Source organism: Vibrio neptunius (assembly GCF_000967495.1).
Classification (GTDB): Bacteria; Pseudomonadota; Gammaproteobacteria; order Enterobacterales; family Vibrionaceae; genus Vibrio; species Vibrio neptunius.
In genome coordinates this window covers 26,143-50,323 of the sequence record NZ_JXXU01000020.1, presented here as the reverse complement: position 1 = coordinate 50,323, position 24,181 = coordinate 26,143, and the positions used below count along the sequence as shown (strand labels likewise).

Below are 24,181 nucleotides of genomic sequence, written 5' to 3'. Positions count from 1 at the left end.
AAGGACATCATTATGATTCAGTCAGTTCCCTTATTTATTGGCGGTGAGTTCTGCCAGTCACAGACCAATGAATGGGTTGAGGTGACCAACCCGGCAACCAGTGAAGTGATTGCCAAGCTTCCTTGTGCGACCGAGCAGGAAATGGAACAAGCGGTGCAGAACGCCGCTGAAGTGTTTAAGTCTTGGAAGGAAGTGTCAGTGTCTGAGCGAGCTCGTGTGATGCTACGTTATCAGCACTTACTTAAAGAGCACCACGATGAGCTAGCCGAATTGATTTCGAAAGAGACCGGCAAAATTACCATCGATGCAAAAGGGGATGTGTGGCGCGGCATTGAGGTCGTAGAGCAAGCCGCGAATATCGCCAGCAATATGATGGGTGAAACGGTAGAAAATGTGGCAACAGAAATCGACACTTACTCTATGATTCAGCCGTTAGGGGTGTGCTGTGGTATTACGCCATTTAACTTCCCTGCGATGATTCCACTGTGGATGTTCCCACTAGCGATTGCCGCAGGTAACACCTTCGTGCTCAAACCTTCAGAGCAGGTCCCTTTAACAGCGATGCGTTTGGCGGAGTTGTTTGAACAGGCTGGCGCACCAAAGGGTGTTCTTCAGGTTGTTCATGGTCGCAAGAATCAGGTCGACAAACTACTGGTTCACCCTTTGATTCGTGCCGTGTCATTCGTCGGTTCTGTGCCGGTTGCTCAGTACATTTATCAGACGGGTACTAACTTCAACAAACGTGTGCAGGCATTCGCTGGTGCAAAAAACCATATGGTTGTGATGCCAGACGCCAATAAAGCACAGGTGATCAACAACTTGGTCGGCAGCTCTGTTGGCGCAGCAGGTCAACGTTGTATGGCAATCTCTGTCGCTGTATTTGTTGGTGAGTCGAAACATTGGGTCGACGATCTCAAGACAGAAATGGCGAAGATGACTCCGGGCGCATGGGATGATGGCAATGCAGCGTATGGGCCATTGATCAGTAAAGAAGCTAAGCATCGTGTTGTGAGCCTGATTGAAGAAGGCAAGGCGCAAGGCGCAGTGTGTGAGTTAGACGGAACTCAGTGTCATGTTGCTGGAATGCCAGAGGGTAACTGGCTTGGCCCAACCTTGTTTACCGGTGTCACTACTGATATGTCAATCTATGAGCAGGAAATCTTCGGCCCTGTATTAGTTTGCTTACAAGTCGATACGTTGGAAGAGGCGATTGAACTGATTAACAACAACCCCTATGGCAACGGAACGTCGATTTTCACCGCAAATGGTGCAGCAGCACGTAAATATCAACATGAAATTCAGGTCGGTCAGGTGGGGATCAATGTGCCGATTCCTGTGCCATTGCCATTCTTTTCATTTACAGGTTGGCGTGGCAGTTTCTATGGCGATTTACATGCCTATGGTAAACAAGCGGTGCGTTTCTATACCGAAACTAAAACGATTACGTCACGCTGGTTTGATGATGATATCCCAACAGGGCCAAACCTAACCATTCAACTGCGATAACGGGAGGACAAATGGATTTTGAACTGAATGAAGACCAACGTGCGTTTGCAGAAACTGCTCAACAGTTTGCCATGGATGAGTTAGCGCCGATGGCTGCCGAATGGGATGAAAAACAGCTATTCCCAAAAGACGTACTTAAAGCAGCGGGTGAATTGGGTTTCCTCAGCTTGTATACACCAGAAGAACAGGGGGGCTTGCAACTGAGCCGCCTTGATTCCTCAATCATCTTCGAGCAACTGGCAATGGGTTGTACGTCTACCACGGCATTCATGACCATTCACAATATGGTAACTTGGATGATTGCCAGTTTTGCCACTGAAGAAGCGAAACAAGAGTTTTGCCCAAAGCTAATCACGGGTGATTGGCTTGGTTCATATTGTTTGACCGAGCCGAACGCAGGCTCCGACGCCGCTTCATTGACAACCTCAGCGAAAAAGCAGGGCGATCAGTACGTTATCAATGGTGGCAAAACCTTTATCTCTGGTGCAGGTGATACAGAAGTACTCGTGGTAATGGCACGCACAGGTGACCGCTCAGCAAAAGGTATTTCAGCTTTTGTCGTTCCTGCAGATGCAGACGGCATCAGTTATGGGCGAAAAGAGCCCAAAATGGGGTGGAACAGTCAGCCAACACGCGCCATTACTTTTGATAACGTTGTGGTTCCTGAAAAGTACTTGTTAGGGAAAGAAGGGGAAGGCTTTACTTTCGCCATGAAAGGGCTGGATGGAGGACGTATCAATATCGCGACCTGCTCCATCGGTACTGCGCAGCAGGCGCTTAATGAGGCGATGCAATACGTCAAAGAGCGCAAACAGTTTGGTAAAGAACTGGCTCAGTTTCAGGGGCTACAGTTTCGGTTAGCCGATATGGTCACTGAGCTCGTTGCGGCCAGACAAATGGTGCGCCTCGCCGCGAGCAAATTGGACAATCAGGACCCAGAAGCCACGGCATATTGTGCGATGGCGAAACGATTTGCGACCGATGTCGGTTTTAAGATTTGTGATCAGGCACTGCAGTTATACGGTGGCTACGGCTATATCAAAGAGTATCCGATGGAGCGTCATTTCCGTGATGTGCGTGTTCACCAAATTCTGGAAGGTACCAATGAAATCATGCGATTGATCATCGCACGTCGCATGCTAGCTGAAGGCGCTCAAATACTCTAATCGAAAGGATGCTCAACAATGAATCATTCAGAAGGAAGTACTATTCAACATACGATTCGCAACCATGTAGCTATCGTGACCATGAACAACCCTCCGGCGAATACATGGACAGCACAAAGTTTGGCGCAATTGAAACAACTTGTCCTAGACCTTAACGACGATAAAGACGTTTACGCCCTAGTCATTACTGGACAGGGTGAGAAGTTCTTCTCCGCCGGCGCTGACCTTAAAGTGTTTGCTGATGGCGACAAATCCGTCGCGGTGGATATGTCCCGCTTGTTTGGTGAGGCATTTGAAACCTTATCTGCATTCCGAGGTGTTTCTATTGCTGCTATTAACGGCTACGCGATGGGGGGCGGTCTTGAAGTGGCATTAGCTTGCGACATTCGAATTGCGGAAGAGCAGGCGGTGATGGCGCTGCCGGAAGCTAAAGTCGGCCTATTGCCATGTGCGGGTGGAACCCAAAACTTGACGGCGTTAGTCGGAGAAGGGTGGGCGAAACGCGTCATACTATGCGGTGAACAGCTTGATGCGGCGAAAGCACTCAACATAAAGCTGGTGGAAGAAGTGGTAAGCAAAGGGAACGCTCTTGATGCAGCCATTAGCCTTGCAGAAATGGTAGCAAATCAATCGCCATCTTCGGTCACGGCTTGTAAGTCATTGATACAAAATACGAGAACGAGTCCACTAGCTCACGGTTTGATGAAGGAACGTGAGCTGTTTACTCAGTTGTTCGATACCCAAGATCAAACCGAAGGTGTCAATGCGTTCCTAGAAAAACGTCAACCTCAATGGAAAAATAGCTAGGAGGCAATATGACAGCAACCGTTTATTTCAAGGAGCAACTTTGCCAAGATGGGAGTACCAAGATAGGTGTAGCAACGCTTGACAATGCGCCTTCACTCAATGCCTTGACTTATGACATGTTAGCCTTGCTCAAACAGAAACTGGAAAGCTGGCAAGCAGACGACAGTGTTGTCTGCGTTTTGCTGGAAGGGCAAGGTGAGAAAGCGTTTTGTGCTGGTGGTGATGTACGCACCATGCACGACGTAATGCGAGATAAATCCAGTCAAGACATCGAAGCGTTCTGTACGACTTTTTTCAAACTTGAGTACCAATGTGACTATCTGATCCACACCTTCACTAAACCAATTATTGCTTGGGGTGAAGGTATCATCATGGGTGGAGGAATGGGCTTGTATATGGGCTGTAGTCACAAGGTGGTGACGCCAACTACGCGTTTGGCCATGCCCGAAGTGAGTATTGGCCTTTATCCGGATGTCGGCGCCACTTGGTTTCTTAACCGGCTTGAACCTGGTGTGGGGTTATTCCTAGGTTTAACGGGAGTGATGATTAACGGTAGTGATGCGCTTGATGTCAACTTAGCTGACCATATGGTGCTCTCAAAAGAGAAGGAGTCGCTGATTGAGCGCTTGTTATCTCTACACTGGCACGACAAAGAGGATGCTTATGACGCTGTGACAGACTTGCTGATTGAATTTGGTGATAACGTTAATGGTCATAGGCCAGACCCACAAATGTTGCCTTTCATGCAAGATATCCAACGTGCATGCAGCGCAAGTACTGTTGTCGAGGTAAGTAACAACATTCTGGCGCTGAAAGGGCAAAGTAAGTGGCTCGATATTGCGAAAAGCAATCATGCTTCCGGTAGCCCGATCACATCCCATATTTGCTTCAGGCAACTCAATCAATACAAAGATCTGTCATTGGCGGATTGTTTTCGTCTTGAATTGAATCTCTCGGTACGTTCGGGGCTGCTAGGAGAATTTCGCGAGGGCGTCAGGGCTAGGCTGATTGATAAGGACGGCGAACCTAAATGGCAGTTCAGTCGTGTCGACAATGTTGATGAAGCGGTTATTGATACCTTGTTCACATCACTTTGGGATGAAAAATCACATCCACTGGCAAAACTGGGCCATTACTAAGCTCTCAGAGCAGGGAAAGAAGGAATTTATTCAATGAGTACCATAGCGTTTATAGGTTTAGGTAATATGGGCGGCCCAATGGCCGAAAACTTGCTGGCTGCTGGTTTGAAAGTACAGGTATTTGATTTGATGCCGCAAGCTGTCAGGAAATTGGAGTCTGCTGGCGCGGTTGCTGCGCCCACCGTGGAGGATGCCGTGAAAGGCGCAGATACGGTAGTAACCATGTTACCGGCGGGCGAGCATGTCCGAGCGGTTTATCTTGGCGACCATAGCGGTGGTGTTGGCTTGTTAAACATGGTTGAAGATGGCACTTTTCTTATTGATTCTTCGACGGTTGACCCTGAGTCGGCACGCATTGTTGCCCAGTGCGCGGCAGAAAAAGGTCTCGACTTTGTTGACGCCCCTGTCTCTGGTGGTGTAGCAGGAGCACAAGCGGGTACGCTGACTTTTATTGTCGGAGGCTCGGATACCGCTTTCGTAAAAGCAGAGTCTGTACTTAAACATATGGGTAAAAACATCTTCCATGCCGGTAAAGCGGGTGATGGTCAGATGGGAAAAATATGTAACAACTTAATGCTCGGTATTCTCATGTCAGGGACATGCGAAGCACTGAACTTAGGCATAGATAATGGGCTGGATCCTAAAGTACTTTCCAACATCATGCTGCAAAGTTCTGGCCGTAACTGGGCGCTTGAGCTATACAATCCTTGTCCGGGGGTAATGGAAACCGCACCGGCTAGCAACGAATTTAAGCCAGGGTTTATGAGTAAACTGATGTTGAAAGATCTCGGGCTTGGTTTAGATACGGCTGCAAAGAGTCAATCTTCGGTCCCAATGGGCTCTTTAGCACGAAATCTTTATGCTTTTCACAACGCAAATGGCAATGAAGAGCTAGACTTTTCAAGTTTGTTCGAGTTTTATCAATCTAAAAAGTAACGGAGTTTGCAAATGGATCTAAAACAGAGCGTGATAGCGATTACAGGTGCAGGTCAAGGCCTAGGTCAGATGATGGCGATTACATTAGCGCAGGCTGGTGCTGAGCTTGCCCTGCTTGATGTTAACGAAGAAGCCCTGATGGATACCAAAGAACAATGCAATATGCTCGGGGTCAAAGCATTAACATACAAAGCTAATGTGACAGACGAACACGAAGTGGAGCAAGTCTTTAGTGACATTGTCGCGGATTTTGGTCAGTTGGATGGACTCATTAATAACGCTGGTATTCTGCGAGATGGTTTACTAGTTAAAGTCAGAGATGGAGAGCTGACTAAAATGTCGCTGGAGCAATTTAGTTCCGTGATTGATGTCAATCTTACTGGGACGTTTTTATGTGGCCGAGAGGCCGCAGTTCAGATGATCAATACCAAGCGAAAAGGTGTCATTATTAACATTTCTAGTGTTGCTCGTGCGGGAAACATTGGTCAAACAAACTATGCGGCATCGAAAGCAGCAGTCGCGACGCTAGCGGCAACTTGGGGTAAGGAGCTAGCACGTTATGGTATTCGAGCAGCCGCTATTGCACCGGGTGTGATTGAAACTTCAATGACAGGGGCAATGAAGCGAGAAGCTCGTGAGAGGCTAGAAAAAATGGTGCCTGTAGGCCGCATGGGCGATGCCAAAGAAATTGCCAATACCGCTAAATTTATCTTTGAAAATGACTACGTGAATGCGCGTGTATTGGAAGTCGATGGCGGGATATTTATGTAACGTTAAGCTTTGAGACGGAAAAAAGGCACGTGATTCACGTGCCTTTTTGTTAGAGAAATACGTTATTTGAACTCAAATTTGCCTTTCATGATTGCCCAGTGTCCGGGGAAAGAACAGAAGAAAGTGTAGTCACCCCCTGGCTTCATCTTTTCTGTGCTGAACGTTACTGACGTACTTTCACCACCACCTATGATTTTGGTGAACGCGTAGACTCTTGGGTCGTCCGGTTTGACGTAGTTGTTTGCTACGCCTGCAGACATGCCTTCTGTGCCTACCGCTTGGACATTGGCTGTGTCAGCAATAACAACGTTGTGGCCCATAGAAGTTGCTGCTAGCTTACCTGTATGGTTTAAAGTCAGAGTGACTTCCTTACAACTCGAAGGGACGCTGATGCTATCCGTCGAAAACTTCATCATATCGTTTGCATCAACAGATACAGAACATTCTGCCCCAGCCTGAGCTCCGAAACTGATTGCGCTAAGCACCACTGCAAGCCTTCCAACACTACGTTTAATCATACATATTCCTCACGTTTTGTAGTTGAGAGATATTCTCATATACGTTAGAAATACAAACTTTGATCACTTTCACTAAGTGCTGAATTTTTGTCGATAACCAGTTACATATTCTGATAATTGGGACCGCCACCACCTTCTGGAGGTAGCCAAGTGATATTTTGCGAAGGATCTTTTATATCGCAGGTTTTGCAATGGAGACAATTGGCGGCATTTATCTGCAACTTGGGTGCATTATCAAGGGTCACAATCTCGTAAACACCCGCTGGGCAGTAACGTTGACTCGGTTCATCATAGAGAGGGAGGTGATTCTTAATCGGAATGCTGTCATTGGTAATGATAAGATGACAAGGCTGGTTCTCTTCATGCTGTGTCCCAGAGAGGTAAACAGAAGAAGGTTTATCAAAGCTTAACTTTCCATCAGGTTTAGGGTAATCAATCGCGTTGCATTGCGAGATTTCCTTTATTGAAAGATGATCAGCCTTCGGGTCTGATATCGTCCATGGTACCCCCTTGTTAAACAGAGGTTGCCAGATATTTTGTTCGAACGTTGCGAGTGCACCTCCTAGCACGGCACCGTATTTATGGATTGAAGACGCAAAATTGCGGCTTTGTTTCAGTTCTTCATAAAGCCATGATGATTCGAATAGACTCTGGTAATCTGGTTCCTGCTGGGTCTCACTTGCCTCAAGGGCTGAGAACACGGCTTCTGCGGCAAGCATGCCTGATTTCATTGCAGTGTGACTGCCTTTAATTTTTCCTGAATTTAGCGTGCCTGCGTCACACCCAATCAACAGCCCGCCCGGGAACTGCTGTTTAGGTAATGAGTCAAAGCCGCCTTTAGCGATAGCTCTAGCGCCATAGGAAATCCGTTCACCGTCTTCGAGATATTGTTTAATCGCAGGGTGGTGCTTAAAACGTTGAAACTCATCAAATGGGCTAAGGTAAGGGTTCGAATAGTTCAAATCAATGATCAGCCCGACGACAACTTGATGATTTTCTAGGTGGTAAAGGAAACTGCCGCCACTAGAATCTGATTCGTTTAGCGGCCAGCCGGCGCCGTGGAGGACGCTGCCTGCTTGATGGATTGCGCTGTCTTCGGGCAGCTGCCAGATTTCTTTCAACCCAAGTGCATAGTGTTGTGGCTGGCGACCTTCATTTAGATTGAATTTGTCGATCAATTGTTTACCGAGATGGCCACGTGCGCCCTCAGCAAAGACGGTGTATTTGGCTTTTAGCTCAATGCCTGCCTCGAAGGTGGGCTTTTGTTCACCGGCTTTATCCAGCCCCATATCTGATGTGTTGACGCCGGTCACAGCTCCAGATTGGTCATAATTGATGCTCGCTGCCGCAAAGCCAGGATAGACTTCAATCTCTAGCTCTTCTGCTTTTTGTCCGAGCCAACGGCATAGATTAGACAGACTGATGACATGATTGTCTGAGCTGTTGTGCATCAGTTTGGGCGTTGTAAATGCAGGCATTTTTATGTGATTGCTTGCTGTCGTCATGTATATGAACTCGTCATTAGTGACCGGGTTGTTGACCGGTGCGCCAAGAGATTTCCAAGCTGGGAAAAGTTCATCCAGTGCTCTCGTTTCGAATACGGCCCCTGAGAGTATATGTGCACCGACTTCAGCCCCTTTTTCAACAACACAGATTGATAGAGGTAATTGTTTGATTTTGCTGAGCTGGGCAAGTTTGATTGCGGTGGATAACCCCGCAGGGCCCGCTCCAACGACGACGACATCAAACTCCATACATTCTCTTTCCATGGTGTAAACCTACCTTGCCAATTAAATCTTATACATAACTATAGTGCAGTTGACGTAAACGTAAACTTTACTAAGCTGAGTATAGGCAAAAAATCCGACATGAAACAGGTTTAACGAGATGTTAAGCCGCTCATTAAAATGAGTGAACTGTACATAAGACGATGAGTTATCCAATTGTAATCGTTGTGAAAAATGCTGTTAGCACCAAGGAGGAGCTGTGAAAGTACTAGTAGCCATAAAGCGAGTGATTGATCCTTATGTGAAGGTGAGGGTGAAGAGTGATGGCAGTGGTGTGGAAACCAATAATGTCAAAATGTCGATGAATCCCTTTTGTGAAATTGCAGTGGAGGAGGCGGTGCGCTTGAAAGAGGCAGGCGTCGCTCAAGAAGTGATTGTGGCCTCTATTGGTGATGCTGCGAGTCAGGAAAATTTAAGAGGCGCACTCGCATTAGGGGCAGACAGAGCGATTCACGTTGAAACGGATGTGTCACCTGAGCCTTTGGTTGTCGCCAAGTTGCTCAAATCGTTAATGGAACAAGAAAAACCAGGTATTGTTCTGGTTGGTAAACAGTCTATCGATACAGACAATAATCAGGTTGCACAAATGCTGGCTGCATTGACGGAACGACCACAAGGTACGTTTGCATCGCATGTGAAGGTAGAAGGTGATCAGGTAAGTGTGACACGAGAAGTTGACGGCGGTTTGGAAACGGTCAAGATGACCATGCCTGCGATTATCAGTACCGATTTACGTCTTAATGAACCACGTTATGCTTCACTGCCAAATATCATGAGAGCAAAGAAAAAGCCATTGGACGTTATCCCAGTAGCGGATTTGGGTATCGAGCTGAAACACAGCCATGAAATTATCGAAGTGATTGCACCTGCTGAGCGTTCATCAGGAGAAATGGTTTCCAGCGTGAGCGAACTGGTCGACAAGCTTAAGAATGAAGCCAAGGTATTGTGAGAGGAATGAATATGAATGCAAAAACGTTAGTCATCGTCGAGCACGATAACCAATCCTTAATAGCAGATACTTTGAAAACTTTGTCAGCGGCCGCTTCATTGAGCACTGAAGTGAGCGCGCTTGTGGTTGGAGGAGATTGCCAGTCAGTGGTTGAGCAGGTCGCTAAAGTTGGGCTGGTAAAAGAGGTGCTGGTGGCGGATTCTGAAATCTATCAAAACCAGCTGGCTGAAAACTGCGCGTTGCTGGTACAACAGATTGCGGCCGATTTCACGCATGTTCTGGCTCCTGCGACCACGTTTGGCAAAAACCTGATGCCTAGAGTCGCTGCTTTACTCGACGTTGGTCAGTTATCGGATGTGGTCACGATAGAATCAGAGGACACCGTCATAAGACCTATTTACGCCGGTAATGCTCTGGCTAGAGTAAGATCATCAGATCGAATCAAAGTTATCACTATTCGCAGCTCTGCGTTTGACTTAGCAGGCAAAGATGACAGCTCATCGGCCATAATCAAACCGATTGATATCAATATAGGCAATCCACTTTCTGAACTGGTCGAACGCCAAAAAACACAAAGCAGTCGCCCTGATTTACCAGCGGCAAGAGTGGTTGTGTCAGGTGGGCGTGGATTAGGTAGTAAAGAAAACTTTGTCATGGTCGAGCAACTTGCTGACAAGTTGGGTGGTGCCATTGGTGCGTCTCGTGCTGCTGTGGATGCGGGGTTTGTATCGAATGATCTTCAGGTTGGACAGACAGGTAAAATCGTCGCACCGGAGCTTTATATTGCTGTTGGGATTTCGGGAGCAATTCAACATTTGGCAGGGATGAAAGACTCTAAGGTAATTGTGGCTATCAATAGTGACCCAGAAGCGCCAATATTTCAGATTGCCGACTACGGTTTGGTTGGAGACTTGTTTGAAATTCTACCAGAGCTAACCAGTGCTATCTAAAACCCAAACAGAACGCCTGCTCATTGAGTGGGCGTTTTTATAAGTAAATAACCGATATCTCTCCTAAACTGTAGCTATTAGCTGCATAGTGGGAGAGGCTCTATGGGCATACACTTAGATATCACTACCTTGTCCATCATCTGTGTTTTGTTGTCTTTGTGCTATTGCATAGGGTTGTTATTGATTCAACAACTTCAGCCTACCGTTAGAGGGATCAGCACGATTGCCTCTGCACTTCTGCTTCTCTCCATCAGTTTTCTTCTCTTGAGTTTTGGCAACCAAATTACTCACTGGGTTTCCAAGATACTCGCCAACTCCTTGATGGCTTTTAGTTACATCATTTTATTATTGGGCGTATGCCAGTTTAGGCGGTTCCCTAGGGTCATGGCCAATATCGGCTTCTATAGTTTTCCGATATTGGTCATCGGACTGACATATTTTACGTTTTTTATGCCGTCGACCAATGCACGTGTCATTTTGATGACCATTTATGTTTCTAGTTTGTGTTTTATTGCGATACTTGCCAATCAAAAAGGGCAAAGCACAGATATTACTCCCTCCAAATTTTTGCTCTCGTTCGGGCTGGCGACTCAGGGTGGCTACAATTTATTTCGCTTTACTTGGACGCTGTTTGAACAACAGATTGACGATTTCATGATTTCGGGTATTGCACATCAGTTGGCTTTTGTTAGCACATTGCTGATGATTGTTTTTGTCGGATTTTCAGTGACGTGGATGCTTACTGGGCGACTCGTCGCGACAATTTATGACACATCGATCAAAGATGAGTTGACTCAGCTTTATAATCGTCGAGCGTTGGAAGAATTACTGCCAAAAGAGTTAGCCAGATCAAGTCGGCACAGGCAGCCGTTGTCTGTGTTGCTGCTTGATATTGATCATTTTAAAAAAGTGAACGATACCTACGGTCACCAGGCAGGAGATCGTGTGTTACGCACAACGGGTAAGTTATTAATCCTGCAAACTCGAAAAGATGACTTAAGTTTTCGCTATGGCGGCGAGGAGTTCTTGGTACTCTTGCCTAATACTGATGTGGATAATGCGGTCATTGTGGCAGAGAAACTCCGAGAAGCGATAAAAAGAGCGAGGATGTTACCTACGAACGTTGAGTCTTGTACGGCGAGCTTTGGTGTCACTCAGTTCAATGGGGATGACGATTGGGAAAGCGTTATAGAGCGCGCAGATCAGGCACTCTATAACGCTAAGGAAAATGGCCGTAATCAGGTTACGGCGAGAACTTAGTCTAATTTCTTCTCCAAGTGTTCAACCAGTAGCTTGGTAAAACGAGCGGCTTCGCCGCCTGTACAAGCTCTATGATCAAAGGTGACAGAGAGAGGCATAGCTTTTACAGCCACGGCTTCATTATTTCGCATTACCACTTTTTCAATGATGCGACCTGCACCCACAATCGCGACCTGAGGTGGAGAGACGACCGGCGTCGCGTAGATACCTGCAATCGCACCAAAGTTAGAGAGAGTAATGGTACCGTGCTGCAACTGTTCACGTCCGATTTTACGGTCACGGATGCCAGTCACTGTTTCATTGAGCCAAGAGCGTATGTCTTCCGTTTTTACTTCGTTGGCGTTGCGTAAAACAGGCACATATAACCCATGACTGCTATCGACAGCAATGCCTATGTTCACCGTGCTATGCACACAGCGAGTCATAGTTTCAGCATCAAACCAAGCATTGAGTGCTGGCTCTTGTTCACATGCATATACGACGGCCTGGATGAGACGCCCAGAAATGTCTTCGCCTTTATTCCAGTTTTCCAACAGGGCTTCTTCTGTAATGGTGACAGACGCGACGTTGTGGTGCGATTCAGCCATGGTTCCAGCCATGGTTCGACGCGCACCTTTGAGCACTTCAGTTCCTGGTTGTTGCTTACCTGCCTCTTCATAAATATCGGCGTCGGTGATCAGGCCACCATGACCACTACCTTCTACTTGAAGAAGGTCCACTCCCAACTTCTTCGCGAGCAAACGTGCAGAAGGCATAGCCGTGACGGGTGAACCTTCGCTAGTATTGTGTGAGGCGCCGATCCAAAAATCGTCAACATCGACTTGGTGAGTTTGACTTGATACGTTGCCGACTACCGTAGCAGCATCTTTTTGTTTTGATTCTGATTTTTGTGCAGCACCTTCTTGTTCGATTTCAAGTAAAAGGCTGCCAATGTTGATCACATCACCTTCTTCGCCATGGCGACTTACTATCTTACCACTGTATGGTGCGGGCACTTCGACGACGGCTTTTGCGGTCTCAACGGTCAAAATGATCTGGTCAACTTCGACCATGTCACCGACATTGACGTGCCATTGCACTATTTCCGACTCTGCAAGTCCTTCACCAAGATCTGGCAGTAAAAATGATCTCATTTCCATCCCTCCACGAGTTCTTTTGCTGCAATAACAATGTCTTCTTCCTGAATCATAAAATAGTCTTCATTTCGATAGTAAGGCATAACCGTGTCCATGCCTGTAACACGTTTCGGTGGCGCTTTGAGATTACACATCGCATGTTCAGCTGCTCGAGCGATGATCTCTGCACCAACCCCGCAGGTTTTACTCGCTTCATGGACGACAAGTAAGCGACCTGTTTTGTCTAAGGATTTCAAAATAGTATCCATGTCGATAGGCTTGATGCTGGCTAAATCAATCACTTCAGCTTCAATACCCTGTTCAGAGAGAGCTTGTGCTGCTTGCAGTGACTCAACTACGCAAGCTCCCCACGTCACTAAAGTGACATCGCGTCCTTTGCGTAACGTAAAGCAGCTGTCCAAAGGAAGAGCCTCACCATTATCAACGACATTAGATTTCACTGTGCGATAAATACGTTTTGGTTCAAAAAACATTACTGGATCGTTGCTGCGGATTGCGGCCAACAGCAGTCCGTAGGCACGTTGTGGAGAGGAAGGAATTACTACTCGAAAGCCAGGAATGTGGGCAAATAGAGCCTCGATACTCTCCGAGTGGTGTTCCGGTGCATGGATACCGCCACCAAATGGGGCTCGGAAAACGGCTGGACAGGTTAAACGACCACGTGTCCGGTTGCGCATACGTGCAGCGTGGCACATTAGATGTTCCATAGCTGGGAAAACAAATCCTTGGAATTGAAACTCAGCCACAGGACGTAGCCCCTGAGTGGCCATACCAACACTGACCCCGCCGATAAGTGCTTCTGCAAGAGGTGTGTCGATAACTCGCTTGAAACCGAATTTTTCTTTTAAGCCAACCGTAGCGCGAAAGACACCACCATTGTCACCGACATCCTCCCCCAGTAAAACGACCTTGGAATCCTTGCTCATTTCATGGTGCAAAGCGAGGTTTACTGCTTCAACTAGTGTAATCTCAGACATTTTTGCCTCCCTGCATTCGCATCGCTTTGTTGATCAGTTCGTCTCTTTGCTTGTTTAGCTCTGTGACTGGGGATTCATATAAGTAATCAAAAGCAGACTCAGGTGCTTGAGGCGGTAAGTTAAGATAACGCTCGACCGCTTTTTCGACTTCAGCTTTGGCTTGCAGAAGCAGTTCTTGCTCTTCTTCTTCAGACCAGTGTCCTTGATCAATAAGGTAGTTTTTTAGCCTAAGAATGGGTTCATATTGCCACGCCTGATTGAGCTCATCTTTGCTGCGATAGCGGCTAGCGTCATCGGCGGTGGTATGGTCACTGAGTCGGTAGCTTACCGCTTCAATGAGTGTTGCTCCTTTGCCTTTTCTCGCTCGGTCTAGTGCTGTTGACACTGCATCGTACATGGCGATGACATCATTGCCATCGACAGTGATGCCAGGGATTCCGGCTCCACTGGCTTTCTCGGAGAGAAAATCAGCTGCACATTGCAGTGATCGTGGCACTGAGATGGCCCACTGGTTGTTGTTGACGACAAACACGAGTGGGATGTTCCAGGTGCCCGCGCAATTGACAGACTCAAGGAAATCTCCCTTGGAAGTTGCACCATCGCCACAAGTGACGAGCGCAGCATTGCGGTCGCCTTCAATTTTCAATGCTGCAGCGACGCCGACGGCGTGGGTACATTGCGTAGCTATAGGGACGCAGAAAGGTAAGTCTCGGCATGTTAGATTATTTTCATCTGGACAGAAATCGCTACCACGCTCATCACCTCCCCAATATTGAAGATTTTTTTCCATACCTATACCGCGAACCCACATGGCAGGCATATCACGGTAGTAAGGGATAAAGACATCCTGTACACGAAGGGCGTGGCCTATGGCAATTCCAAACGCCTCTGCTCCTAAGTGTGAAGGGTAGGTTCCTAGCTTTCCTGTTCTTTGTAAGGCGACAGCTTTGTTGTCGTAGGTGCGTGCGACAACCATGTCGCAGTAGAACTTTTTCAGTGTTGCAGCATCGGCCCACTCAGGAAGTGGTTTAACGACTTGACCATGATGATCGAGAAATCGATTCATGGGTAAGGCCTGAACGTTCATCTCAAGCTCCTTGTTGCTCTGCATTCTATGGCAGCAATTAATTAACATCCTCCGGGCAAAACCTTATTTATGACATTCTGAGTTTTCTCTTAATATGAAATACTATTCTATAGAAGTTGCCATAAATGACTTATCACACTGTTAAAGATAAATAAACCAGTGATGAATGTCGGTTTTACCAGTTGATCTAAGTGTAACCAATTTGTTAAATTTCGCCTGATCTGAGCCATTTTTCAGGAGTAAACTATTTCTTACAAAGGTTAAAAAACAGATGAAAGTACTGGTTTTTTCAATTGCAAATGACCAAACATGACAATATTCACTATCGATTTAAGGAATCTTACTAGAATATTATCTGGAATTTTTTGCAAAAATTATCGAAATAACTTCTTTTTGATGCCAAAAGCAGAGTCAAAGTTGGCCGAGAGTGCGCAGTTTTGTTGTCCAAATTTATCTCTGTTCGAAGTGGATACCTGACAACTGATTGAATCAATTATTAATTACTGTCTGTTCTAATCAGACTATGTGAAATGACAGGTTATACCAGATTTTTTTCTAACGCTAAACCGGTGGGATATTTGGATTATTCTTATTTGTTTTCATCTGGTTAGTGAGACGACCTTTTTAGATAACCGCCATGATTGCAATTTTTATCGTGATCTAAATCGAAAGTTTATTTATTTATGATTACAATTATATCACTAAGTGCATATAAATCGTACGTCGGTTGGCAAAATTCTTCGGATAAACAGAAGCGGAGAAGGACTCTCTGCGAAGAGGTTTGGTTATGAAGATTGCCACTAAAATAGTTTTGGCTTCAACCCTATTGTGCAGTATCGCGATTATCTCGACAGGAACTTTTGTTGGGTGGAAGGCATCTGATTTGTCGGAGCAAGCGCTCTATCAGCGCGCTACAAGTCAATTGACTTCCATTCGAGAAAACAAGAGAAGCGAGATAGAGAATTACTTTCAGCTTATTAGGGGACAGTTATTGACCACCGCTCATTCTATTGGTGTGAGAGATGCGATGATCGCGTTCAAAGATACGTTTAAGCGTTATCCCGTCGATTTGGTCAGCGCTAGTGATCTGTCGACACTTTCGAATTATTACACCTCCAGTTTTGGAATGAATTATCGAACGGTTAACGGTGGTGACTCAGCGAATGCGTTACAAAAGCTCAATATGCTGTCTCCCAGAGCCAAGGCGCTACAGGCGCGTTATATTGGGGTTAACCCAAATCCACTTGGCGAGAAACACAAGATGATGGTTGATTCGCTAGGGACTGAATACGACCAAGTGCACAGCAAATATCATCCAAGCATCAAAGGATTTCTGGAAGAGTTTGGCTATTATGATATTTTTCTCGTCGACACAAATGGAAACGTCGTTTATTCGGTTTTCAAAGAACTGGATTATGCGACAAACTTGAACTCTGGTCCTTATGCAGGTAGTGGTATCGCTAACGCGTTTAAAAATGCGCTAGGTAAAAGTGCAACTCAGTACCATCTTGAAGATTTCGCTCCCTATTTCCCTTCCTATGAGGCTGCTGCTTCATTTATCTCCACACCGATAAAGATTGACAACCAAACCATTGGTGTTCTCATCTTTCAGATGCCTGTAGATGAGATAAATAGGATTATGACTTTTGGTGAAAACTGGCGTCATGCGGGATTGGGCAACTCTGGCGAAACCTATCTCGTTGGTCCAGATAACTTGCTACGCAGTGAATCCCGTTTTCTGCTTGAAGAACCCGAACTTTATTTTGAAGAGCTTAAAGCATTAGGTGTATCGCAAGGTGTTATGGAACAGATACAAGGCAAATCTTCAGCGATTGGTCGACAGAGCGTTAATACGGCAAGTGTAAAAGCGGCGCTTCGCGGGCAAAGTGGGTCTGAGGTGATTGAGGATTACCGTGGTATAGAAGTGTTGTCAGCCTATTCACCTTTAGATGCTGCGGGCTTGCAATGGGCAATTGTGACAGAGATAGATAAAGCAGAAGCTTTCGCTGACCTTGACGCACTGGTTCAGACGAAGATTGTTACTGTGTTAACCAGTATTATTGTCGGCGTAATTGCTGCTGTCTGTGTTTCGTACTTTCTTGGCAACAGTATTGCAAAACCAATCCGTGTGGCAAGTGAGAAAATTCAACGAATAAGTAGAGAAAATGATCTGACCGAAAGGTTAACGGTCGAGGGCAAAGATGAAATGACAGATTTGTCTGTTTCGCTCAATTCTCTGTTTTCTCATTTGCAGGATATTATACGAAAATTCGCTGAAGCAACCGAGAATCTGAACCACAATACGCACAGTATGACCGGCAATATGAACAGTGCTCGTGATGCTGTCCAAGACCAGAACCGAAGAACTGAGTCTGTCGCTACCGCTGTTAATCAAATGAGTGCCTCTATCTCTGAAGTGGCTCAGTTTGCCAGCCGAGCTGCTGAGTTTGTGAAGAATGCCAATGATAAAGGCAGTGAGGGCGTCGGAGTAGGCCGTGATCTCGGCAACGAGATTTCTCGTCTCAATGAAGAGATGAAAACCGCTGTTGAGGCGATTGGGCGTTTGCACAACGAAAGTAACTCGATTGCTGAGGTTCTCGATGTGATTCAGGGAATTGCCGAGCAAACAAACCTATTGGCGCTCAATGCCGCTATTGAGGCGGCGCGTGCGGGTGAACAGGGACGTGGGTTTGCGGTTGTGGCAGATGAAGTTCGTTCTCTTGCTGGTCGAACACAGTCATCAACGGAAGAAATTCGTGAAAAAATTGAAGCGTTACAGCGTGAAACCAATGAAGTTTCAAACAGTATTGAAAATGCCAATGGAACGGTGTTGCAAGGGGTGGATACGTGTGAGCAAAATGCAGGTATGCTTGAGCAGATAGTCACTATGCTTAATGACCTGAATGAGATGAACATACAAATCGCTGCTGCAACTGAGGAGCAAAAAGCGGTAACCGATGAAATCAGTGGCAGTATTACCTCAATTGCGGACGCATCTTCTGCTGTGTCTACTCAGGTCAGTGATGTGGACCATGTGTTGCAAGGTTTATCTTCTCAAGCTGAGCAGCTCAATGAAGCAGTGTCACAATTTAAGTACTAATCATAGGCAATTGGCCGACTCACAGGACGTCGGCCTTTTATTTCTTAACTCGACGATGGCTACCGCTGTAGCCCCAGTAGATTAACTGTTTCCTACCACTTTGATAGTCGTTGAATTGTCTGACTCAATGAAATAATGCTGTGTGTTGACCATGAACGATTCCTAGCATGATGTTGCCTAAGTTTAATAATGAGCGCCATCATAGAGATTTTAATCAACAGCACCTTTTGTATGGAAGAGCAATATCATAGACTTACTCTGTTTGAACGGGAGTAAAAAATGAAACTAGGTGAATTTATAGAACAGTTGAACCACAATCCAACTGAGGTAGAGTTTGAGCAAACCATGGCTGTAATAGACGCGAATTATGAGTTTATCCCAACGGCATTCATCAATGGAGAAACAAACAATGCAGCTAACCAGAATAATGGTTCGTGCAAGATATTCGCGTTCGCTCAGTTGAATCTACTGTCTGAACAGGACACATTGGCGTGCTTTGGTCGTTTTTATCGTGAAGACGTGCTTCAGAACCCAGATGGAGAAGATCACGCCAATATCCGCAACTTTATTAAGTTTGGCTGGCAAGGTATTGAATTTGAATCAGAGGCACTTGTTGCTAAGTGATTAACTGAGGGGCGTTAGCGCTCCTTTTTTATGTGGGTAAACGACAATGGACAACAAACAGCTTTCTGATTATCTAGACACCTTTATGAGTGTAGATTCTAGTTATCCTTTTGGCCCTGAAGCGCGCGTCTACAAAGTGCGAGACAAAATGTTTGCTATTCTGTCGATGAGGGAAGGGCGTGAATACGTCACAGTGAAAGTAAAGCCCGCAGATGGCGAAGTTCTAACATCCCAATTCGCAGACATCACCCCTGGATATCACACTAATAAAAAGCATTGGGTGACCGTGTATTATCCTGGTGACGTTGAAGATGGTTTAATTCAGGATCTTTGCGAACGTTCTTATGCGCTGATTGTCAGTAAATTGCCAAAGGCACAAAGAGTAATATTGGGCTTCGACTAGAGTTGAGTGACACCAAACGTTGAAGTTAGATCAATTAATCAACCATTTGATTTAAATATCAGCAAACAATCCGCAATTAGGTATTTTTATTTGACTCTCATCGCTCAATCCGTAAAGTATGCATCGAACGCAGCGGTGGGTAACTAAAGCGTTAAAAGAAAAGGCGCGTTGGCAGAGTGGCTATGCAGCGGATTGCAAATCCGTGGACCTCGGTTCGACTCCGGGACGCGCCTCCATTCTTTTTCTTCTATTCTTGTAACATTTCTAATCAATATCTCATTCTCTTGTTTGATCAATGCCTTAATTTTTTAAGGTAAAGTACATACTGCATATAGGTTTAATCACGAGTTCATAATTGGCGATTGCTTTACTTTATTATTCGCCGCTTTTACTCGAAGCCTACCTCGCAAAAGCTTCGTTATCTACTGGACACAAAATAGGCAGTGTTTACTAACCTGTTGTCATTTCGATGTTAGTCGCTTTGGTAAATTTGCCGCGTGGTGTTCCATTATCAGCATGGTTTAGCAAGTACTGAATACTTGATGTTATATTTTAGTGCGTTTGAAAAACAAATATGACGGGCATCTTTTGTGCAAAATGATCGCCAATTGTACCGCAGAGTTTGGATTTTAACCGGTTGAATAAAAAAGATAAAATTTCTATTGACCTTAAATCTCAATCCGTTAAAGTACGCCTCGTTCTCACGGCGAAGTCCGATGAGAGATGGTGTTACCATCGCATGATTGCGTTGCCCTGGTGGTGGAATTGGTAGACACAAGGGATTTAAAATCCCTCGGCGTTCGCGCTGTGCCGGTTCAAGTCCGGCCCGGGGCACCATCTAAAAAATGAGGCGCGTTGGCAGAGTGGCTATGCAGCGGATTGCAAATCCGTGGACCTCGGTTCGACTCCGGGACGCGCCTCCATTCTCTACGAGAATACAGTAACCAGCTCCGGCTGGTTTTTTTGTATCTGCGTATCGAAAAAATCATTTCAGATAGTGATTTTTTATTGATTACCTCTATTCTTCTCAGTTTGAACAACCTCTTCCGTTTGGTATGCCGCTGCCAGAAAACTCAATTCTTAAACGTTTGACAGAATGAAGGTACTGATTGTTGTCTGCGTTATTGTGATCAAAGTTATTGAGAGCTACGTTCCAGCTCGTAAAGGGAGTTGGCTCAAAGTAGGCATAAGCGAATTTATTCGACAAAGCCCCGTCTGTGATGATACTGACCTGGTTGCTTAACGCATCATCGAGACGGTAGTAGAAAGCTCTTGTTAATGGATTAGCACTAAACTTGAATTCCTCTTGTCCAAATCTATCGTAATAGTTGCCACCATTTGAAATCGTCAGATTGAACTGCTTCCCATAAGGAAGATTCTCACCCTCAAAGAAGACGCGGATCTTGTCGAGCCTGACTCGGTCAAACGCACAAAACTGTGATTGTTCAAGTGGGATGTTGAAGTTAAACTCTCCCGTCTTAGCTAGAGCTTCAATTTGTTTCGTATCGTCAATGACAAAGTTATCGATGTTGAAGTCCTGTGGCGCAGGTTGGAAACGATTTAGTGCATTGACATACTCGTTTTCAATCGCCGCTAAATCAAATTGATAATCTAGATAGGACTTGCTCAGGCTGGGTTTGATATCGCTTTTTTTCAGTGCCCAATATTCGTAGGCTGCAACGTAATTTGAAAGCGCTACATACATAGGACGTTTAAAGTGCAATGAAACGCGAGATAATTCCTGTTCTACTTTTTTCAGTGCGTCACTATCTTGGTTTGCATTTGCAATCAGATGATTCAGGCGCTCTTTCTGGTTAATGGTCACTTTGCGTGTTAACAGGAGATCGACCAGTTTCGCTTGCTCTTGTACTAGGTTTAGCTGGGAAGCATTGATTGCTTTTCCTAGTAGGACTTGCTTTTCTAACTCAAGTAGATATACGCGTGCCCCTCTAATGCCAAGAGAATCCGCGTATCGTAGATTGCTCCTAACCTCAGCGATCATAAGATCCCAAGCTAAGTTACTTTCACTCAAAGATGGCACCGCGAAATCGAAAGAATCCATTTTCTCCGAGATACGCTGTATCCTAATTGTCGACTTTACTTCGTTGGTCAAGGAAGCAATCCCGGCGACGGTTTTGGTTATATTGTCGATAATCCCGGTTACATTTTTAACGTTAGTTACTAGATTTTTCGCTTTATCAAGGGCTTCGGGAGTTTTAGCCAGCTGCTCCGTCATATCATTAATCCCTGATAAGTTTCCAGTGAATACACCGCTCACTGCACTACCAATTTCTGCGATTGCTTTGAATATCGCTAACGCCGCGTTAAGCTGCTGTTGAGTTTTCCATACCTCAACACCATACAGGTAGTTACTACGAGCACTTAGTGCTGTAAGCTCCTGAGTTTTATACTGACTTTCCACCTCAGAGACACTATCAATCAGCTTGGAGATATTCTGCTCTGACTGCTCGACGACAGCATTCTGAGATTGCAGGACGTCTTCGATATTGCCCAGAGCAAGCTGAGCGTTTTCAATTTTATCTTCGACCTGAGTGTTTCGGCTTGTCACAATATCTCGCTTTTGTTCAAAAGCAATCATGGCATTGAGATACGCTCTGTATTTTTCCTGATACAGCGAGCGGTCAAGATAAGGTACGAAGTTATCCGACCGACTACTCAAATCAGTAAACTGTTTGAACGCAACAGTTTGAAAGTAGAGATCCGTCAGTAATGGGTCATCGGACACTGTCGCGCCTGCATGGCGCATGCTGCGTTCAACCCAGTTCAGTAAGGCTAAACTGGTCTGCGGCTGTTCGTCATATAGGCTGAGAGCCATGTCGAATGAACGGTTTACAATGTCAGAAAATTGCGATTTTGCTAGCTGAAAGTTGGCGGCAAGATCATCGGTTAGCTGTTGTTTGATATAATGCTCGCCAGAGAGAATGATGGAAGTGCCCGTATTCTCGCTGGTTCCAATTGTGTCGGCAGTAACGCCTCCTTCTGGGGTGAAAGCGAGTACATTAAACGGCGTTTCCACTTCCTCTGCGATTACTGTAATGGAAGCCGCCGCGCCTTGTTGGCCAAGGACGAAAGTAGGGGTGCCATTACCAACAATCTTACGTGCAAAGATAACAATGCTCTGGTTGTTCATCACCAGGTTGAAGTTGTCGGTCACGTCGATTGTGTCAGCAAAAATAAAGAGTTGGGTTGGTTTAGTTTGATAGAGGTTTTGCTGTGTTATCCATTGCTTAAGATTGATATACAGATCAGATGTTGAACGAGTGACTGAGTCTGTTTTTGAGTACGGGCTATCAAGCCACGCTGGGTATTGTGTGTTTGCAGGTAGGTTATTAATGTCGAGCCAATCTGAGGCCATAACCCCATTTGATATTGCTGTGGTCACAGCAAGTGCAAGGATTTTTTTCATTTTTATTTCCTTATGAGGTGCTACCCAATAAAGATTTTTGGGTAGGGTTTCCCGCACCCAGCGCATAAGCGAGGGTGGGGAAGCGGTTTAGGGACTGAATCCCGTTATGGGTTTATGCCGGAATAGGGCTATTCGGCTTTTTGAATGTACGCGTTGTTAGCGAATGTTTTCGCTTTTTCGCTGATAGTGTTCCAGTTTTGTTCTGCAACTGCAGTGTTTGCCATTGCTCCAGCTGCGGCTAGAACCGCATTAGATTGCAGAACTTCAGCATTTGACTCCGCGGCTTCAAGCGCGACGATTAACGAATCGAAGTCGGTATTCATCTTCTGCCAGTGAAGCTTTAGCTTGTTCACATAAGGGATCGCATTTTCGATTTTGCTTGAAATGATCTTGATGCTTTCTGTTGAACGAGTGTAAGAGTTATAGACCTTTTGAGTGGTAGACAGTTGGGCCTCAAGTACCTTCGCTTCATCCTGAAGTTGGTTACGGAGTTTTCTTGCCTTCTCTGCTTTGTCACCATAAACACCCATGATAGGAATGGCGACAGCAGGGAACCAAACGTAAGTCACGGCTGTTGCGGCAACAGTCACATAGTGAGAGTAATCTTTATTGAGTTGGTCGATACGATTGTTTAGGTCATTCACTCTTTGTTGTAGTTCGCTGCCATCATCTTCCAAATAACCACTGTGAGTGCTTTTTAATACATCTAATTGCAACTTCTGCTCTTCAATCTTGGTAGAGAACGTCAGCAAGTCTTCACTGGCTTTTTGCACCTTCTGTTGATTATTCACTGAGAAGTTTTTTAAAGCGTTTAAATACGCAATAGAAAGCTGGCGTGCTTGCTCAACTGCCTGAACATCTGCGGGTAGAGGAGAAAAAGACTTGTTGAGGATGACAGTGAGTTGATCGCTCAGAGGGTTTAACATGTACTTCTGAATATCGTTATAATTGGATAGAGACAAGGCTAAATCGACAATGTCGGGGTAGAGGTCCTGTTTCCAGTAAAACGCTTCTGCGTGAACTTTGCTGTATTGTTCAATCAGGGCTTTGAAGTTTGAAAACGGTACATCATCAGCGATATCAAATGCTGATTTCATGCTCGCCTCTGTAATTGGCAATGACAAAGCACCTTCAACATAGGTTTGAATCTGGAACCACTCTTTTTGATTTAAAACGAACTCATCGGTATCTAAATCGATAAAGGCACCATTCTCACCCAGAATGGTGTCATAACTGATCTGGCCGATTTGCTGCTCAGCAGAATTTGGAGACAGTGCCTGATAGGACGTAGAAGCGTGAGCACCGGCCGTGATCAAGCTCAAGCAAAGTGTTGATAACAGAAGTGGCTGTTTTATTTTTTTCATTCTAATACCTTATTTTTATTTGTACTCAACCCTGACATTAAAAGCCTTTATAAGTAACTGAAGGGTAGAGTTTTATATTTCTAGTAATCTGTGTTGTTTGAAAATATCAACCTTTAGTCGTTTGTTTAATAATCTCCTTTTATTTTTTGGATAAATCTATAGCAATGGAATTAATTAGAATGCGCTATAGATCACATTAAATGCAATTTAATGAGCAATGTTTGTTCTCATTGATTTTAGTAATATATAAATTAGTAAACGTTAAATAAATGGC

The 24,181-nt window shown here is 45.3% G+C and carries 19 protein-coding genes and 3 tRNA genes; 15 read left to right on the top strand and 7 right to left on the bottom strand.

Features of this window, described 5'->3' with window-relative positions:
* Positions 1-12 precede the first annotated feature (12 nt).
* Genes TW84_RS07760 through TW84_RS07735 form a run of 6 tightly spaced genes read left to right on the top strand, consistent with a single transcriptional unit; the run spans position 13 to position 6,325 of the window.
* Positions 13-1,506, top strand: a complete 1,494-nt coding sequence (locus TW84_RS07760; protein ID WP_045975087.1) for a CoA-acylating methylmalonate-semialdehyde dehydrogenase — start codon at positions 13-15, stop codon at positions 1,504-1,506.
* Between the two features lie 11 nt (positions 1,507-1,517).
* A complete protein-coding gene (locus tag TW84_RS07755) occupies positions 1,518-2,672 on the top strand; it encodes an acyl-CoA dehydrogenase family protein (protein ID WP_045975086.1) in 1,155 nt (384 codons plus the stop codon).
* Between the two features lie 18 nt (positions 2,673-2,690).
* Positions 2,691-3,479: an enoyl-CoA hydratase gene (locus TW84_RS07750; RefSeq protein ID WP_045975085.1), complete on the top strand. Its 789-nt coding sequence runs from the start codon at positions 2,691-2,693 to the stop codon at positions 3,477-3,479.
* Positions 3,480-3,487: 8 nt separating this feature from the next.
* Positions 3,488-4,618, top strand: coding sequence for an enoyl-CoA hydratase/isomerase family protein (locus tag TW84_RS07745; RefSeq protein ID WP_045975084.1), 1,131 nt, complete (start codon positions 3,488-3,490; stop codon positions 4,616-4,618).
* 33 nt (positions 4,619-4,651) lie between these two features.
* A complete protein-coding gene (gene mmsB, locus TW84_RS07740) occupies positions 4,652-5,554 on the top strand; it encodes a 3-hydroxyisobutyrate dehydrogenase (protein ID WP_045975083.1) in 903 nt (300 codons plus the stop codon).
* 12 nt (positions 5,555-5,566) lie between these two features.
* Positions 5,567-6,325 carry an SDR family oxidoreductase gene (locus TW84_RS07735; protein ID WP_045975082.1) on the top strand — a complete coding sequence of 253 codons (759 nt, stop codon included), beginning with the start codon at positions 5,567-5,569 and terminating at the stop codon, positions 6,323-6,325.
* A gap of 62 nt (positions 6,326-6,387) precedes the next feature.
* Here the strand turns inward: TW84_RS07735 and azu are convergent, their stop codons facing one another.
* Both azu and TW84_RS07725 read right to left on the bottom strand, forming a co-directional pair.
* Positions 6,388-6,843 (bottom strand): azurin, encoded by a 456-nt coding sequence (gene azu, locus TW84_RS07730; protein WP_045975081.1) that lies wholly within the window; start codon positions 6,841-6,843, stop codon positions 6,388-6,390.
* A gap of 101 nt (positions 6,844-6,944) precedes the next feature.
* Positions 6,945-8,612, bottom strand: coding sequence for an electron transfer flavoprotein-ubiquinone oxidoreductase (locus TW84_RS07725; RefSeq protein ID WP_167336325.1), 1,668 nt, complete (start codon positions 8,610-8,612; stop codon positions 6,945-6,947).
* A gap of 217 nt (positions 8,613-8,829) precedes the next feature.
* Here TW84_RS07725 and TW84_RS07720 point away from each other — a divergent pair, with 217 nt between their 5' ends.
* The 3 genes from TW84_RS07720 (at position 8,830) to TW84_RS07710 (ending at position 11,789) form a co-directional block, all read left to right on the top strand.
* Entirely contained in the window at positions 8,830-9,579 is a 750-nt protein-coding gene (locus TW84_RS07720) for an electron transfer flavoprotein subunit beta/FixA family protein (protein ID WP_045975079.1), read from the top strand.
* 11 nt (positions 9,580-9,590) lie between these two features.
* Entirely contained in the window at positions 9,591-10,529 is a 939-nt protein-coding gene (locus TW84_RS07715; RefSeq protein ID WP_045975078.1) for an electron transfer flavoprotein subunit alpha/FixB family protein, read from the top strand.
* A gap of 102 nt (positions 10,530-10,631) precedes the next feature.
* A complete protein-coding gene (locus TW84_RS07710; RefSeq protein ID WP_045975077.1) occupies positions 10,632-11,789 on the top strand; it encodes a GGDEF domain-containing protein in 1,158 nt (385 codons plus the stop codon).
* Here the strand turns inward: TW84_RS07710 and TW84_RS07705 are convergent.
* Genes TW84_RS07705 through pdhA form a run of 3 tightly spaced genes read right to left on the bottom strand, consistent with a single transcriptional unit; the run spans position 11,786 to position 14,989 of the window.
* Entirely contained in the window at positions 11,786-12,922 is a 1,137-nt protein-coding gene (locus tag TW84_RS07705; RefSeq protein WP_205622475.1) for a dihydrolipoamide acetyltransferase family protein, read from the bottom strand. The genes TW84_RS07710 and TW84_RS07705 overlap by 4 nt on opposite strands.
* Positions 12,919-13,902 (bottom strand): alpha-ketoacid dehydrogenase subunit beta, encoded by a 984-nt coding sequence (locus TW84_RS07700; protein WP_045975075.1) that lies wholly within the window; start codon positions 13,900-13,902, stop codon positions 12,919-12,921. Before TW84_RS07700 ends, TW84_RS07705 begins: the two co-directional genes overlap by 4 nt.
* Entirely contained in the window at positions 13,895-14,989 is a 1,095-nt protein-coding gene (gene pdhA / locus TW84_RS07695; protein WP_045975074.1) for a pyruvate dehydrogenase (acetyl-transferring) E1 component subunit alpha, read from the bottom strand. The genes TW84_RS07700 and pdhA overlap by 8 nt, the downstream gene beginning before the upstream one ends.
* 787 nt (positions 14,990-15,776) lie before the next feature.
* Between pdhA and TW84_RS07690 the strand changes: the two genes are divergently transcribed.
* The 6 genes from TW84_RS07690 to TW84_RS07665 all read left to right on the top strand — a co-directional run bounded on the left by TW84_RS07690 (position 15,777) and on the right by TW84_RS07665 (position 20,039).
* Positions 15,777-18,089 (top strand): methyl-accepting chemotaxis protein, encoded by a 2,313-nt coding sequence (locus TW84_RS07690; RefSeq protein WP_045975073.1) that lies wholly within the window; start codon positions 15,777-15,779, stop codon positions 18,087-18,089.
* Between the two features lie 279 nt (positions 18,090-18,368).
* A complete protein-coding gene (locus TW84_RS07685) occupies positions 18,369-18,713 on the top strand; it encodes a HopJ type III effector protein (protein WP_045975072.1) in 345 nt (114 codons plus the stop codon).
* Positions 18,714-18,759: 46 nt separating this feature from the next.
* A complete protein-coding gene (locus tag TW84_RS07680) occupies positions 18,760-19,116 on the top strand; it encodes an MmcQ/YjbR family DNA-binding protein (RefSeq protein WP_045975071.1) in 357 nt (118 codons plus the stop codon).
* Between the two features lie 162 nt (positions 19,117-19,278).
* Positions 19,279-19,352, top strand: a tRNA-Cys gene (locus tag TW84_RS07675).
* Between the two features lie 514 nt (positions 19,353-19,866).
* Positions 19,867-19,953 (top strand) — tRNA-Leu (locus TW84_RS07670).
* Positions 19,954-19,965: 12 nt separating this feature from the next.
* Positions 19,966-20,039, top strand: a tRNA-Cys gene (locus tag TW84_RS07665).
* Between the two features lie 104 nt (positions 20,040-20,143).
* Here the strand turns inward: TW84_RS07665 and TW84_RS07660 are convergent.
* Together TW84_RS07660 and TW84_RS07655 are read right to left on the bottom strand one after the other, a co-directional pair.
* Complete coding sequence (locus TW84_RS07660; protein ID WP_045975070.1) at positions 20,144-22,543, bottom strand: coiled-coil domain-containing protein; 2,400 nt, start codon at positions 22,541-22,543, stop codon at positions 20,144-20,146.
* Positions 22,544-22,671: 128 nt separating this feature from the next.
* Positions 22,672-23,907 (bottom strand): alpha-xenorhabdolysin family binary toxin subunit A, encoded by a 1,236-nt coding sequence (locus tag TW84_RS07655; protein WP_045975069.1) that lies wholly within the window; start codon positions 23,905-23,907, stop codon positions 22,672-22,674.
* Between the last annotated feature and the right edge of the window lie 274 nt (positions 23,908-24,181).

Excerpts from the sequence above, each read along its gene's own strand:
- TW84_RS07755 (WP_045975086.1), top strand. The coding sequence starts at position 1,518 with ATGGATTTTGAACTGAATGAAGACCAACGTGCGTTTGCAGAAACTGCT.
- TW84_RS07680 (WP_045975071.1), top strand. The coding sequence starts at position 18,760 with ATGGACAACAAACAGCTTTCTGATTATCTAGACACCTTTATGAGTGTA.
- TW84_RS07745 (WP_045975084.1), top strand. The coding sequence starts at position 3,488 with ATGACAGCAACCGTTTATTTCAAGGAGCAACTTTGCCAAGATGGGAGT.
- TW84_RS07685 (WP_045975072.1), top strand. The coding sequence starts at position 18,369 with ATGAAACTAGGTGAATTTATAGAACAGTTGAACCACAATCCAACTGAG.
- TW84_RS07700 (WP_045975075.1), bottom strand. The coding sequence starts at position 13,902 with ATGTCTGAGATTACACTAGTTGAAGCAGTAAACCTCGCTTTGCACCAT.
- TW84_RS07660 (WP_045975070.1), bottom strand. The coding sequence starts at position 22,543 with ATGAAAAAAATCCTTGCACTTGCTGTGACCACAGCAATATCAAATGGG.
- TW84_RS07725 (WP_167336325.1), bottom strand. The coding sequence starts at position 8,612 with ATGGAAAGAGAATGTATGGAGTTTGATGTCGTCGTCGTTGGAGCGGGC.
- pdhA (WP_045975074.1), bottom strand. The coding sequence starts at position 14,989 with ATGAACGTTCAGGCCTTACCCATGAATCGATTTCTCGATCATCATGGT.
- TW84_RS07715 (WP_045975078.1), top strand. The coding sequence starts at position 9,591 with ATGAATGCAAAAACGTTAGTCATCGTCGAGCACGATAACCAATCCTTA.
- TW84_RS07710 (WP_045975077.1), top strand. The coding sequence starts at position 10,632 with ATGGGCATACACTTAGATATCACTACCTTGTCCATCATCTGTGTTTTG.
- TW84_RS07760 (WP_045975087.1), top strand. The coding sequence starts at position 13 with ATGATTCAGTCAGTTCCCTTATTTATTGGCGGTGAGTTCTGCCAGTCA.
- azu (WP_045975081.1), bottom strand. The coding sequence starts at position 6,843 with ATGATTAAACGTAGTGTTGGAAGGCTTGCAGTGGTGCTTAGCGCAATC.
- TW84_RS07655 (WP_045975069.1), bottom strand. The coding sequence starts at position 23,907 with ATGAAAAAAATAAAACAGCCACTTCTGTTATCAACACTTTGCTTGAGC.
- mmsB (WP_045975083.1), top strand. The coding sequence starts at position 4,652 with ATGAGTACCATAGCGTTTATAGGTTTAGGTAATATGGGCGGCCCAATG.
- TW84_RS07735 (WP_045975082.1), top strand. The coding sequence starts at position 5,567 with ATGGATCTAAAACAGAGCGTGATAGCGATTACAGGTGCAGGTCAAGGC.
- TW84_RS07705 (WP_205622475.1), bottom strand. The coding sequence starts at position 12,922 with ATGAGATCATTTTTACTGCCAGATCTTGGTGAAGGACTTGCAGAGTCG.
- TW84_RS07690 (WP_045975073.1), top strand. The coding sequence starts at position 15,777 with ATGAAGATTGCCACTAAAATAGTTTTGGCTTCAACCCTATTGTGCAGT.
- TW84_RS07750 (WP_045975085.1), top strand. The coding sequence starts at position 2,691 with ATGAATCATTCAGAAGGAAGTACTATTCAACATACGATTCGCAACCAT.